Annotated in this window: 10 protein-coding genes and 1 pseudogene; 4 read left to right on the forward strand and 7 right to left on the reverse strand. The window is 31.9% G+C overall.

The window, feature by feature from the left end; translation table 11 throughout:
- The 6 genes and pseudogenes from SB689_RS16315 to SB689_RS16340 all read right to left on the reverse strand — a co-directional run.
- Positions 1-1,460: pseudogene (locus SB689_RS16315) on the reverse strand (hypothetical protein); the annotation flags it as partial.
- A 1-nt stretch (position 1,461) separates the two neighbouring features.
- Positions 1,462-1,821, reverse strand: coding sequence for a hypothetical protein (locus tag SB689_RS16320; RefSeq protein WP_410693171.1), 360 nt, complete (start codon positions 1,819-1,821; stop codon positions 1,462-1,464).
- Between the two features lie 602 nt (positions 1,822-2,423).
- Positions 2,424-3,839 (reverse strand): tetratricopeptide repeat protein, encoded by a 1,416-nt coding sequence (locus SB689_RS16325; RefSeq protein ID WP_410693172.1) that lies wholly within the window; start codon positions 3,837-3,839, stop codon positions 2,424-2,426.
- An 865-nt stretch (positions 3,840-4,704) separates the two neighbouring features.
- Entirely contained in the window at positions 4,705-6,123 is a 1,419-nt protein-coding gene (locus SB689_RS16330; RefSeq protein ID WP_410693173.1) for a tetratricopeptide repeat protein, read from the reverse strand.
- 688 nt (positions 6,124-6,811) lie between these two features.
- The gene (locus tag SB689_RS16335) at positions 6,812-7,162 is read right to left on the reverse strand and encodes a helix-turn-helix domain-containing protein (protein WP_410693174.1); all 351 of its coding nucleotides are present in this window, start codon (positions 7,160-7,162) and stop codon (positions 6,812-6,814) included.
- Positions 7,163-7,181: 19 nt separating this feature from the next.
- Positions 7,182-7,640: a transposase gene (locus SB689_RS16340; protein WP_410693175.1), complete on the reverse strand. Its 459-nt coding sequence runs from the start codon at positions 7,638-7,640 to the stop codon at positions 7,182-7,184.
- Between the two features lie 481 nt (positions 7,641-8,121).
- Here SB689_RS16340 and SB689_RS16345 point away from each other — a divergent pair, with 481 nt between their 5' ends.
- Both SB689_RS16345 and SB689_RS16350 read left to right on the forward strand, forming a co-directional pair.
- A complete protein-coding gene (locus SB689_RS16345) occupies positions 8,122-9,837 on the forward strand; it encodes a helix-turn-helix transcriptional regulator (protein WP_410693176.1) in 1,716 nt (571 codons plus the stop codon).
- A gap of 195 nt (positions 9,838-10,032) precedes the next feature.
- Positions 10,033-10,290, forward strand: a complete 258-nt coding sequence (locus SB689_RS16350; protein ID WP_410693177.1) for a SemiSWEET transporter — start codon at positions 10,033-10,035, stop codon at positions 10,288-10,290.
- Between the two features lie 11 nt (positions 10,291-10,301).
- On the opposite strand, the gene SB689_RS16355 is transcribed toward SB689_RS16350, so the two are convergent.
- Positions 10,302-11,720 carry a transcriptional regulator gene (locus SB689_RS16355; protein WP_410693179.1) on the reverse strand — a complete coding sequence of 473 codons (1,419 nt, stop codon included), beginning with the start codon at positions 11,718-11,720 and terminating at the stop codon, positions 10,302-10,304.
- Between the two features lie 322 nt (positions 11,721-12,042).
- Between SB689_RS16355 and SB689_RS16360 the strand changes: the two genes are divergently transcribed.
- Positions 12,043-13,053, forward strand: coding sequence for a hypothetical protein (locus tag SB689_RS16360; RefSeq protein WP_410693180.1), 1,011 nt, complete (start codon positions 12,043-12,045; stop codon positions 13,051-13,053).
- Positions 13,054-13,071: 18 nt separating this feature from the next.
- Entirely contained in the window at positions 13,072-14,085 is a 1,014-nt protein-coding gene (locus SB689_RS16365) for a hypothetical protein (protein ID WP_410693181.1), read from the forward strand.
- Positions 14,086-14,194: the final 109 nt, after the last annotated feature.

Here is a 14,194-nt window from a genome sequence, read left to right on the forward strand (position 1 = left end):
GGCGTTCCTGTGATGGTGTAGGTAAGGTCTCCGTTTCCGTTGTTAAAGTTACCTGCTGCCAGCGTTGCCGTTAAACCTGTCACTCCTGTAGAAGTTACGGTCTGCCCGTTGTGTGCTCCGCCATTTCCTCCTGTATAGGATATCACAGATTGTACGTTTGAAGCTGCAACTCCGTTTGTCAGGGTTCCTGTATGGGTGGCTCCGTTACAGTCTAAGCTTGCAATAGTACCTATCGTCACTCCTTCTCTTACGTTTACGGGAACGTTACAGATTTTACCATTAATATTTATTTTTAGATAAGCGGTACCGGATTGATTAGGTGTCCCTGTAATTTGATAAATTACTCCACCGAAGCCATTGTTGAACGTTCCTGGTACTAAGGTAGCCGTAAGCCCGGTAACTCCTGTAGATTGTACTGTTTCTCCGGGGTAATTGCTGCCATCTCCGCCATTATAGTATATTCTGAACCATGCATTAGTAGCACTAGCTCCGCTGTTAATTACTCCGTTTACTTCAGCGCTGCTACAGTCTAAGGTAAAAGCAGAAGATTCTATTGTTCTATAAAATGTACATGTATTACCATTTACATTGATAGGAAAAATTGCCGTACCGTATGAAGAAGGCGTTCCTGTAATGGTATAGGTAATGGTACCGTTTCCATTTTCAAAATTTCCGGGTAATAAGGTAGCGGTAAGCCCTGTTATTCCAAAAGACGGTACTACTTCTCCGGCATAAGGACCACCGTTTCCGGAAGTATAAGGTATTTTAGTATTTACATTTGATGCTGCCGGCGTTCCAACAGCTAATGTACCATTATGTATAGCATTACCACATTGTAAATCGCCTATACTGCCCGGAACTTGTGGGTCTACGACTATTCTTACAGTACATGTCTGGCCGCCAATATTAATGTCAAAGCTGGCAGTTCCTTCGGAAGAAGGCGTACCTGTGATGGTATAGATAAGGTTACCGTTTCCGTTGCTGAAGTTTCCGGGAGCTAGCGTAGCTGTTAATCCTGTAACGCCTGTAGATTGTACGACCTGTCCGTTATGAGCTGAGCCATCACCTCCTGTATAAGAAATGGTAAAACCTTGACCGGCAGCCTGAACACCTGCGATCAACTGACCTTTAACAGTCGGTTTCGTACAGTCTAAACTTAGTGTAGGTTCTTCAGGTTCGCAGGTAGTATCACTTAGGCAGTTACTCCATCTGTTAGTTCCCTGATATAGTCTTACACAATCATTGGTGCTGTCATAGATAATTGTTCCCGGGATTACGTCTCCCCCTAAAGGGTTCAGAATATTGTTGACATCAGAATTGGTAGGTAATACCAATCCCATATTGTTGGTCGTTGGTTTATTGATATCTAAGGCTCCTCTGGGGGAGGGAGTTCCTATACCAATTTGCCCAAAAGACAATACCCATGTAAAAAGTATTGCCAGTGCTAATGTTTTTTTCATCTTATTTTTGTTTTGAGTTGAATAGTTCTCTTTTTGTATTCTTTGCAGAAGTATTGTTTGCTGTTTTCATAGCAGCGGTTGTAGAAAATCTGATGCAATTGCTCCACTGATCTGTTTTTTTATAATATTTTACACAGTCTTGAGCGCTGTCGTAGATAATCGTTCCGGGAACCACGTTTCCTCCCTGTGGAGTAATGATATTTCTCACATCCGAATTGGTTGGAAGTATCAGTCCCATATTATTAGTATGATCATTTTTGTTGATGTCTAATGCACCTCGAGGATTGGCAGTATTCATACCAACCTGCCCAAAGAGAATTGAGCCGATGCACAGAAATCCTGTGATTATAATTTTTTTCATTTCTTAGATTTTTTATATTTTTCTTTGTGAGTTTAAAATCATATCTATAAAAAAGACCGGCTTTTCTTAGAAACTGAATGAGAATTATTCAGTCAATATGATTTTTTATCTTTCTGTTTCTATACATGGTTTTGAGTTGATGTATCATCTTTTTTATTTTTTTTATCATTCCTTTTTAGTTTTTAGTGATAAATTTTATTGTGTTTTTACGGCCTTCAAAAGCAACAAATATGAAGAGGGACAATTATGCTATAGAAAATTTCATTTTGTTTGTTTTGGGTTTAATTGTTTGTGTTATTTTTTCTTTCCTTAATGTGTGTTTAGAATCGTATCTCAGAAAATAACCGGTTTTTTCTTCGAAATAGTTTGTGTGAGAATTCTTGTACAAATGTACTGACAGAATAGCCGATTTAAGCTACTACGTAGATGCGACTAGTCTGATAATTAGTTATTTATATGGATTTTTAAGTAGAATTGCAGTAAGCCGCAATTCTGTTTATTTCTTTGTATTTTGATCGAAAAACAAAAAAAAGCCTGTAAAAATTACAAGCTTTTATAAGGAGGAATAAAAATGTTTTATCTGTAAAAAAAGGAATGTAGGATTATTGTTCCATCATCCATTTGTTAAGGTCTATCTCCGAAGGAAGATTTAATTTTTTTCTGAGTCTGTACTTTCTGGTTTCTACCGTTCGAAGGCTTATATATTCATAATCCATGATCTCCTTGCTGGAAAAATTTAATTTTAACAAGGCACAGAATTTTAATTCATTAGAAGTAAGATTTGGGTATCGGATAGACATTTTTTCATAAAAATCGGCGTAAACTTCCTTAAATCTGGTAAGAAACAGAGGATCGTTGCTTTGGGCGAGATGTACTACTTCATCAAATGCAGGATTCAGTTTTTTCTTTAATGTATCGGCTTCCCGCGACTTTTCGATGATGACTTTATTTTTACGTTTTTGCTTTTTAATATATGTTTTGGCAATGAAATATCCTGCGATCAGAAAACCGGCAACAATACCAAATATCAGCAGGTATAATTTAGATTTTTCTGTTTTTTCATGCTGATCTTTTTGATGTAAAGCTTTGTCGACGTGAATATGAGTGACTTCTTTTTCTTCACTGATGATACTGTCATTTACTATTGTATATTTTTGTAGGAATTCTGAAGATTTATCGTTGTTATTTAAAGAGCTATAGGTTTCGGAGATTAATTTATAGGTCATTCTTTGGCCATCCTTGCTTTTCATTTTTTCAAAAATTTCAAGTGCCTGCATATAATAGCCTAAAGCTTTCTCGTACTCTTTCTTTTCTGTGTATAATCTTCCGTAGTTGAATAATATCCTTCCTTTCTGATAGACAGAAGATTTATCAACGATGGTCATTGCTTTATCCAAATAGTATTTTGTGGAATCAGGCTTTTTTTCATCCAGATTTCGGCTTGCAATTGTGATATAAATAAGAGGTTCAGGAGAAACTTTTAAGATTTTTCTTTCCATGCTCATCATAGAGTCCCGCATTTTTAATGCTTCAAAACATGCCATTTTCCAGAAATAACCAAGATATAAACGTTTTTTTTGTTTTTCTTTATCAGATACCTTCCAGGCATATTCTACGGATTTATTAAAACCTTCAAGAGATTGCTCGTATAATGCTAATTCAAAATAATTTCGGGCAGAAGTCCCATGAAATTTTGATCTGAGTTCCGGGCTTTTGATATGATCTATATCTTTTTCAGCTTGGTTTAAATAAGTTAGACTTTCCTTGTTTTGCTTTTGAGAAGATAAGTAATTAGAAATATTGAGACGGGCTGCAAAAGCACCCTCTTTATTGCTTTGTTTTTGGTATTGAGAAAGAGCTTTCTTATTAAAAGCAATAAGTTCCTGAATCTTACCTTCCGCACGGTATTTTTCCGTAATAGTTTCAAGCTCATCCAAAGTATAAGTTTGAGATTTAAATTGAGAAATGATGAGTATAAATAAAATATATACTAATTTTCTGAATTTTTTTTGAAACATATTCGTGATTTATTTAACGAAGATAAAAAATTTACATAAATATATGTTGACCATTAACAAAAAAATCGCCCTGAAAATAGGACGATTTGATAATTTTTTTTCGCAGATGTGTTTAATTTCAAATGTGTTTTAAGTTTTTAATAAAAGGAAGCAGGTATGTTAATTTTAAAATCGGGATGAATAAACATACCTGCAAGCCTTTCTAATTTACTTACTTCGAAAAAAAACTTCACAAAGACTAAATTTGTAAGCAAATTTTAATAAATCGGATTATATAATATCTTAAAAAATAAGAGTGTTTCTTGAAAATCAATAGGTTTTAAAAAAGGTAGTAAGCTTACTTGTAGTTCACTTACTACCAACCCTTATTATAAATAAACTTGTAGTTTTTTCTTTAAAAAAGAGGAAGCAAAATTTAATAGAAAACGGGATGAGTCTTTATATTAAATATTTGCATTCCTACTTCCACTTCACTCTAATTAAGTTGTAAATTATTAATAAAGTAAAATTTAAATAACCTTATTATGTCTTTCTATTAATTTTTTAAACTTTATAAAATAGTGAGTGTATTATTTGGGTTACACTCACTATTTAAATCCTTATTAAGCTAAGGAAACAAAATTTGTGTTTTTTGAAATACTAACTTGAATGTGGTACAAATGTATAGTCTATTTTTGAATAATGTAGTACTGCAAATTTACTTGATGTAATTAAGTATTTGATTATTAAATGATTGTGTTTTGTTAAGTAGTAGTTTTGACGTAAGTTAAAATAACGGTTTTGAGGAGTTATTACATAAAAAGTCACAAAAAAACCTTCAAAATATTTCATTCAAAGGTTTACAAATTATTTTTTAACAAAGAAATTATAGTTCCATCATCCATTTATTAAGATCAACATCAGACGGAAGGTCTAGTTTTTTCCTAAGTCTATATTTTCTTGATTCAATGGTACGAATTGAAATGTTTTTATACTGCGCAATAGTTTTAGTAGAAAGATTTAGTCTTAAAAAAGCAGAAAATTTTATATCATTTGCCGAAAGATTAGGATATTTTGTCGTCAAAGTTTCATAAAACTCGGGATATACTTCCTTGAAGCGGGTCAGGAAAAAAGGATCGTTGGTCATGGCGAGTTTAGATAATTCCTCAAAAGCTTCGTTAAGCTTGCTTTTTAGCTCATCCGTTTCATGCATGGTCTCGATGATTATTTCCTCGGCCTGTTTCTGCTTTTTGATGTATCTTCTTGTAAGAAGGATAACGACAATAATTGCTGCAGCTACAACTCCGGATATTAAAATAAAATATTTTAATCTTTCGCTTTTTTCTTTCTCATTTTCCTGGTGGATGATCTTGTCTACCGGTATTTTCAAGGCTTCTCTTTCAGATTCAGCAATGCTGTCGTTGATGTTGGAATACATTTGAAGGTATTCATTCTTTTTTTCAATATCATCAAGAGAATCATAGGTAATAGAAATCAGTTTATAAGCGTTTTTAATATCACTTTTTCTCGAAATCTGTTTAGAAATGGCCAAGGATTTAAGATAATAATCCAAAGCTTTCTGATAATCTTTTTTCGCAGTATGCAGTTTGCCAAAAGTAAGAAGAGTCATAGATTTTTGATAATGACTAAAATCACCACTCATTTGGCTGGCTTTGTTTAGATAATATTCAGCAGAATCCGTTTTTTTATTTTTAATAAAATTTTCAGCCATATAAACATACGTAAGAGGCTGAATGGAAATCTTTAAACGTTTTTTCAGTGTAGAATTAATAGAATCTGTAGCGCGAAGTTCTTCAAAATTGGCTATTTTCCAGGTATAATAAAAGTATAAAAGTTTTTCTTTTTCCTTTCTGTCAGGGATTTGTTTCGCAAAATAGATTGAAGTATCCAGACTTGTATTAGATTGATCTAAAAGGCCTAGAGAAGCATAATTTCTGGCATATTCTCCATACATTCTTGCGCACAGGGTAGGATTTTTTATTTTTCTTAATTCTGTTTCTGCGCTCTCCAGGTATTTCAGACTTTCTTTATATCGGTGAAGATTCCAGAACAGGCCGCCGATATTAATATAAGCCGCTATTATGCCGTCTTTATTGTTTTGCTTTTCGTAGTTTTTTATGGCATCAATATTAAGTTCTATACTTTTCTTAATATTACCTTCAGTTCTGTATTTCTCAGAAAGGCTGTCGAGCTCTTTTATAGAATATATTTGTGCATTATAGTTACTTATACATAATAGAATGAGAACATATAATGTTTTTTTTAAGTAAAATTTTAAAAACATGACTTGTGGTTTTGCAATACAAAAGTAGTTTTTATAGTATATTATTGTGTAATTTATAGATATAATTTATTATTATTTATTTGTTCTTAATATAAATTGAATTGTTTTTATCTGATTTTTAGACATATTTTAAAATTTAAAACAAAAAAAAGAATGCGAATCACTTAAAATTGAAAATCAAGATTGAGTGTCCGCATTCCTGTACAAACTTTATTTTTAAAAAAACTTATGAGACAATATTGTTCATTTTACATACAATTATTCATCTTTTTAAAAAAAATAGAATGCAGGTTCTAAGACTTAATTCTAGATCATGAATCAGATCCCTGCAACTTCTATTTCCACTTTACTATTACTATGAAGATGTTTTTTTTCTAACTTTTTTTAAAAATAGGGCGCAAATAAACAATGTAAAAGGGGGATGAATTTTTAACATTGATAAATATTTGCGCTTCCTATCTCCACTTAATAATTATATGTTGTATGATTGGTTACAATTTTAAATAATGGCATTTACATTCAGTAAGGCATCATTAAGGTAAAAAATAGATGTTTGATTTTTCTACAGACCTTGCGATCGGGGGAAAACACTAATAATAAAACACAAATAAAAAATCAATACATTCTATATCTAGTCTTTATGGCATATACTAAATTGTGTTTTTTTAAGGATTGTCTTTCATTACTGCTACGCCTTAAAAGAATGCAAATGCCTGTTTGAAAAATGTTTTTTCCACTTGGTAACCGTATTTCGGCTGAGCTTGAAATGGTTGGCCAATTGGGTATTGTTTAGGTTGTTTTTATGTTGATAATCAAGTATTTCCAAGATTGTATTTTCGTCGTAAGAACGGTGCATCTGGTTAAAAACGAGGGTTTCTTTATCTTTAATTCCGAAAATAATATTGTTGAGTTTAATTACATCAAGCATTGAAAGATCTGCTTTTTTTAAAATGGTTTTGCATTGATCCTCTTTGTGAGGATGATCTCTTGCTATAATATCATTATAGATTCTTTTGTAGTTTGGGATTACTCTTTCCATTTTGTGTTGTTTTTAATAATTAGAATGTATTTTTATTTTTTTTCTCAAATTCGTGGTTTCTGTATTTTACGGTCCATCGGTGAAGGGTTGTTTTTGGGATCCCGTATTGATCTATTATTTCATTCATGTTTTTTTCTCCGGACTGTATTAATTCTACCAGAAAATCTATTACTTCTTTTGTATAAATATTTTTTCTAAATTGCGGCAGGGCACTGGTTTTTTCCCTATCTGCACTGTAAGCATTACTTGGTGGCGAAAAAAGAATAAGATGCTGTGAGTATATTCTGAAAAAATCGTATTCTAATAATTTGCTCCATTTTAATATAACATCTGCTTCGAGGCTTTTAGATTCATACATTTCTTCAATTTCTTCTTCCGTACAGCTGAAAAAATTGCATACTCTGGGAATTTCTATTTCGGATTCAGTAACTCTTTGTCTAATTAGATTCCCTACATCGATATTTTTAAAAGACTTCATAACATTTTATTTAGAGTTAAAAAACTGTTTTTGTTCCTGTAAAACTTTAAACAAATCTATGGAGTGAAGATTTAAAATGGTAAAAATGAGGTGTTAATTGGTGTTAATAAGAGGTCTTTTATTCACCATAAAGTGTTAATTTTATTTTTGTAACAATTTTGTTTTTAGTAGATTACATTTTTATGAGTATTAATTTTCTCTTCGAATAAGAATGTTTTCCAAGTACTACAGAATTATTACAAATTGTTTATTTTTTTAGTTTTACAGACGAAAATGTTGGTAAATTATGGGAGTACCATAATTATTTTATCTAATTATTTAGCGTTGAGAATTATCATTAAAAACAGTTTTTTTTACTATATAAATTACCTTTAATTGTATTTTATAATCTGATTTTTACTATCTAAAGATTGAATTTCTCATTTCCGAATTTTGAATAAATTAAGTGATTTTTACTGGCTTTTTTTTTCTAATTTAGAGTATGTATCGGACTGTAATTTTCTATTTAATATCATTTTTTTTCCTGTATTCATGTCATTCTCAGAATGATAATGAGTATTTCTATCAGCTTGATAAAGAATATACAGCACTTAACAATGATCGCGAAAAAATTTATGGTTTATACATTAAAGAAAACGAAAAATATAAAAAAACGCAGGATTTAAAATACCTCATCAGTAGTAAGTATATCGAGATGTTTCTTTATCCTGATAACAGATCCAAAAAAATATCTTTGATCTACGAATTATTAAGAATTAATAATGATGAGTACGATTATATAACCACAGCCTGTAACTTTAATCTTGCTCTTGAGTTTGAAGAAGCATCTCCAAAATTATGCTTACAGTTTTTAAATGCCGCTATAAAAATCGAAGAAAAATCTGATAAAAAGACCTTTTTACCGCATTTGTATCACATGAAAGGAAGATGGTATTTTAACCACAATAATTATTATCAGGCCAAACTTTATTTCGGAAAAGGGTTGAACAGTCTCTGTAGAAAAGATACTTTATATATCGCTTCTATGTATAATAATTTTGCTTTGTGCGACCAAAGAATGGGGAGAATAGACTCAAGCATTAAATTATCTTTATATGGTCTTAAAATACTTCAAAACAAAAAATCATTAACGGAAGGTGAACTCTACTTCATTAATTTAATGAAAGGGAATTTAGGCTCATTTTATTTTATTAAAAAAGATTATACGAATGCTATAAAATATTATAATGAGCAAATTGAATTTCAAATGGCAAAAGCTAATAGAAATCCATATATCATTATTAGAAATTCAGCAGAATTGCTTCAAGTATATAAATATATGGATATGCCATTGAGCAGCAAAAAACTTATTGAAAGGGTTGTAGCAACTCTGCCTAAATTAGAAAGTACAAAGGATGGAATAACGGCATGTACACTACTTCAGAACTATTACGCTGAGAATAATGATTTTGAAAATCTCAAGTTATATTCCAAGAAATTGGAAATGTATAATAATTTATTTTACAAAGAAACAGTTCGGGATTTAGATGCTGTCTCAGATATTCTTAACGGTTATATTATTAAAAATATTAATCAGGAATATGATTACAAAATTGCAGATCAACGGAAAAAAACAGCTTTAATGATCATTTTGGCAGTTGTTGTCATCATATTTTTTATAAGAGCCATTATTAGAATAAGAAAGAGAAATAAGGAAGAAAGGCGCCTGCTGGAAAGCCAGAATACCCTATTGGAAAATGATAAGGAAGATCTTGAAAAAGATATTGAACTTCAGAAAGGAAAAATTAAAAACCTGCATCTTAATCTTAATTTAAAAATAGAAACTGAAAAAGCATTTTTAGAAAATCTGAAGAAAATAAAAAAATCTAAAAATATTAACGGGGAAGAAACCGTTAAGGATTTGCTTTTCAAGATTAATAATCTTCTTCAAATTGATCAGAAAAACCATGATTTTATTGGCGAAAGTTCTGAAGAAACCAAACAATTCATGCAAAAGATCTCGGAGAGATTTCCTTTTTTAACGGAACACGAATTAAAGCTTTGCGTCTATTTCAGGTTAAATTTATCCTCCAAAGAAGTTTCTCTTTTAGAAAATATTACTCCGGGAAGTGTGAGAGTGTATAAAACGAAGATTAAATATAAAATAGGTCTGGTTAAAGAAACAGATTTAAATGTTTTTCTGAATTCAATAAAATAATATCTGGTATAATTAAAAAATTTGCGTTCTTCGCTGAGTGAAACGCCTTTGCGAACGAAAAATATTCTCAATCATTTCAAAAAAAGTTTGCGATTCTTTGCGTTAAAAAAATGTTAGGCGTGAATATTCGAAAATAATATATTTAAAGTTCATAAATGCTACGAAAATCATTATCTTCAAGCTAGAAATAAAGCCATGAATGAAAATGTTTTAGGTATTGTTGCAGGTGTGCTTACCTCAGCTTCAATGATTCCCCAATTGATAAAAGTCCTGAAAGAAAAAAATGTGGAAGATCTTTCACTCGTTATGCTGTTGGTGCTTATTACCGGTGTTTCTTTGTGGGTATGGTACGGAATTATGAAGGACGAACTGCCCATTATTTTATCTAATGCTTTTTCTGTTCTTGTTAATCTAAGCCTTCTTGTCTGTTACTTTATTTACAGAAAATCTTAAGATTTAATATTTTACAAATCAAGTATCCATCTTTGAAGATCTGTTTCGGCAGGAAGCTCCAATTTCTTTTTAAGCCTGTATTTCTTTGTCTCTACTGCTCGTACGGTGATGTTTTCGTATTGGGCAATTTCTTTACTAGAAAGATCGAGTTTAAGATAGGCACAGAATTTTACATCGTGATTGGTAATATTTGGATGCTGAGTTATTAAGCTTTCATAGAATTCCGGATACACTTCTTTAAAACGGGTCAGAAAAAAAGGATCATTGGTTTTGGCTAACTTTGTGACCTCATCAAAAGATACATTGATTTTCTTTTTAAGTTCATCTGTTTCAATAGATTTTTCTTCAATGATCTCTTTGCTTTTATTATGCTTCTGAATATATTTTCTTCGGATAAAGTAGCCAATTATTAAAAACAGAATAACAAGAGTACAAATTACCAAATAGAATTTACTCTTCTCATCTTCTTTTTCCTGAATAGATTTTTCTACTGCAATACCAAGCGCTTTTTTTTCATCACTTACAATTTTATCGCTTAGAAGAGAATATTTAGAGTAATATTCCAGCGCTTTTTCTTTGTCATTAAGGAAATTATATGTTCTTGAAATAGCTTTGTACGCCTCTCGTATATCTGTGCTGCTATTCATTTTTTGCGAAACGGCAAGAGATTGAAGATAATAATCCAACGCTTTTTCATATTCCTTCTTTTCAGTATACAGATTTCCGAATGTTATTAAGGCCATTGCTTTCTGGCGGATCGGGTATTTTCCTGTTGAAGCCAGCGGAAGGGCTTTATTAAGATAAAACTCAGCAGAATCCAGATGTATTTTTCTTGAAACATACTGATCTGCAATTTTTACAAATATTAAAGGTTCAGATGAAATTTTCAAGCACTTTCTCTGCATCATATGCATAGAATCCAGCTCATTCAGATTATCGAAATTATCCCATTTCCAGGCGTAATTATAATATAAATAATAATTTCTTTGTTTTTGGGAAGGGATTTTCCATGCGTAATTAATGGCTTTGTCAAAAATTAAATTAGATTGTTTTAGTAATTTCAACAATGCATAATTTCTACCATATTCACTGTATAATCTTGATTTTATGATAGGATCTTTTGTTTTTTTGATTTCTTTTTCAGCTTTATCCAGGTATTCCAGGCTTTCTTTATGTCTGTTGAGTGTACAGAGAAGGTTTCCTATGTTGATATATGTACTTGCAATACCTTCTGAATTTTTATCATTTTCATAGTGTTTAAGGGCTTCTACATTAAACTTCATTGCACCTTCCAGATCACCTTTATTCTTGTACTGTCGGGTAATAGTATCAAGCTCGGCTAAAGTATGATTTTGCGACATATACTGTGTTGCCAGTAATATGGTGAAAAGATAAAGTGCTTTTAATATAAAATTAATAGAGAAGTTCATGAAAAATTATATTAAACAAAAGTAAAGATTAAAAAAATACTTCATATAAAATTAATGAAAAGTTTCAAATTTTTAAAATTCATAAAATAATTCTAATAAAAAAGCCTGTTTTTTACATACTTCAATTATACTTCTGTTAGCTTGTAATATATTGATTTAAAGTAATTTACAATAGAGTAGTTAAATTGTAGTAGGAATTTTTACTGCCGTTGGTGGTAGATTTGCAACAGAAAATTTATCGCAAACAATCAAAAATATACCGGTCACTTTTTTTTGATTACGATTCTAAAAACACACAAAAACAAATTTAAAAACAGTAAAAATGAGTAAGTATATTATTTTATCTGCTATACTATGTTCAGGCCTTGCTTTCGGGCAAGTAGGTATAAATACCCCTCATCCTAAGGTTACCCTTGATATTAAAGCTAAGGATTCAGTGGGAATATCCACAGCTCCTGAAGGATTGCTTATACCAAGAGTCGACAGAGAAAGAGCACAGTCTATGTCCGGAATGCCAACTTCCACTATGGTCTATGTAAATGATATTGCAACAGGAACACTAGCAGGGACAGCTGCAAATATCGATACAACAGGATATTATTATTTCAATGGTACTCTCTGGACGAAAGTTGATCAAAATACCAATCTATATAATACCAACGGATCTCTCACAGAAAACCGAACAGTAGATCAGGGTGATAAAACATTAGCATTTACGGGAACTGCAGCCAATGCATTTTCTGTTGACGGAACCACTTTTTCTGTAAACGCAGCCAATAACAGAGTAGGAATCGGTACGGCTACTCCTGCCCAAACATTAGACATAGAAGGAACGGCAAGGCTAAGCCAGGCAGTTGCTGAAAATAATTCTACACAGCTAAATAATGCAAGACCATTGTATGTAAATACAACAACAGGTCAGGTAATAACTTCTCCGAGAGGTTTTACAACAGTATCAGGTGGATATAAAGCGGGACAAAACTATACCCTCGCCAATATTCCTAACACAAATACAATAATAAGAGTACGTTTCGTATGCTATGTAGACGACAGCAGCGCAACCGAAAATAATGAATCTGAGGCGTATACCTATGGAGATTTTACCATACTGGGAAGAGGAACTTCCAGCAGGATCAGCTTTATTGATCTTAATATAAAAGACAGTGAAGGAAATCCCAAAACGCTGATCGCTAGTGATCCTACAACAATAAGCTGGGATAACAACTCTCAGGGAGTAACCTCTTTAAGACTGAATCAGACAACGGGGGAGTTTACAATAGAAAACTCTACTGATAAAATGACATACTTTTTTGAATCTCTAGGAGGAATATAAATGCTAATTACAAAGAAAATGAAAAATTTAATGCTAATCTCTTTTTTATTCTTAGCTCATGCTGTCGGTTTTGCACAAATAGGAGTGAATACTGTTGAACCTGAATCAACATTTGATATTAAGGCTAAAAACTCCACAGGAAACTCCACAATAGCTGAAGGTATCTTGATACCAAGAGTTGATAGAGAAAAAGCACAGTCAATGACCGGAATAAAAACGTCTACAATGATTTATGTAAATGATGTTACCACAGGAACTCTATCGGGAACTGCAGTGAATATAGATGCTGTCGGATACTATAAATTCGACGAAAATTTATGGACTAAGTTTGATACTGATCATGATATGTATAGTATTGACGGAGCATTGCTAGGAAATCGAATAGTGGATGAAGGAGCGAATAGATTAGCATTTAATGCAACAGGAACTAATGCATTTTCTGTAAATCAAAAAAACTTATCTATAGATGCTGCTAATAATAGAGTGGGAATAGGCACTTCAACACCCTCTCATAGTCTTGATATAGAAGGAACGATGAGGTTAAGCCAGTCTGTTGCAGGAAACATACCAGGATGGGCTTATTATGCAAGGCCGCTTCATGTAGATAAAGATAACGGACAAATGACGATACCTCCAAGAGGTTTTACAAGTGTGGTGGGCGGATACAGACCGGGAAGAAATTTCAACCTTACTGTATTACCCAATACAAATACGATAGCACGTGTACGTTTTGTCTGTTATGTGGATGCCAGTAATAATTCAAATAATGAAATTGCCCAATCTTATACCTATGGTGAGTTTACGATAATTGGAACGGGGCCATCAAACCCGATTAAGTTTGTTGACATTAATATTAAAGATGCTTATGGAAATTCCAAACCATTATTAACCAGTAATGGAACATCTATTGGCTGGGACAATTATGTACAAGGAACAACCACTTTAAGACTTAATCAAACAACCGGAGTATTTTCGATAGCAAACCAATATGATGTAATGTCTTATTTCTTTGAGATTCTTGGAGGAACATAAAATAGGATTGAAGAAAAAATTAAATTGATGGTCACATATTTTACTATGCCAAAGTTTATTTCTTTATCACATATTACGAAATAACTCCACTATTTGTTTAGTTTTTTAT

It is taken from the genome of Chryseobacterium sp. SIMBA_038 (genome assembly GCF_046535115.1).
Lineage (GTDB): Bacteria > Bacteroidota > Bacteroidia > Flavobacteriales > Weeksellaceae > Chryseobacterium.

What these genes read in the sequence shown, in the direction of transcription:
- SB689_RS16360 (WP_410693180.1), top strand. Translation starts at nt 12,043, where the DNA reads ATGAGTAAGTATATTATTTTATCTGCTATACTATGTTCAGGCCTTGCT.
- SB689_RS16330 (WP_410693173.1), bottom strand. Translation starts at nt 6,123, where the DNA reads ATGTTTTTAAAATTTTACTTAAAAAAAACATTATATGTTCTCATTCTA.
- SB689_RS16335 (WP_410693174.1), bottom strand. Translation starts at nt 7,162, where the DNA reads ATGGAAAGAGTAATCCCAAACTACAAAAGAATCTATAATGATATTATA.
- SB689_RS16365 (WP_410693181.1), top strand. Translation starts at nt 13,072, where the DNA reads ATGAAAAATTTAATGCTAATCTCTTTTTTATTCTTAGCTCATGCTGTC.
- SB689_RS16355 (WP_410693179.1), bottom strand. Translation starts at nt 11,720, where the DNA reads ATGAACTTCTCTATTAATTTTATATTAAAAGCACTTTATCTTTTCACC.
- SB689_RS16320 (WP_410693171.1), bottom strand. Translation starts at nt 1,821, where the DNA reads ATGAAAAAAATTATAATCACAGGATTTCTGTGCATCGGCTCAATTCTC.
- SB689_RS16325 (WP_410693172.1), bottom strand. Translation starts at nt 3,839, where the DNA reads ATGTTTCAAAAAAAATTCAGAAAATTAGTATATATTTTATTTATACTC.
- SB689_RS16345 (WP_410693176.1), top strand. Translation starts at nt 8,122, where the DNA reads ATGTATCGGACTGTAATTTTCTATTTAATATCATTTTTTTTCCTGTAT.
- SB689_RS16350 (WP_410693177.1), top strand. Translation starts at nt 10,033, where the DNA reads ATGAATGAAAATGTTTTAGGTATTGTTGCAGGTGTGCTTACCTCAGCT.
- SB689_RS16340 (WP_410693175.1), bottom strand. Translation starts at nt 7,640, where the DNA reads ATGAAGTCTTTTAAAAATATCGATGTAGGGAATCTAATTAGACAAAGA.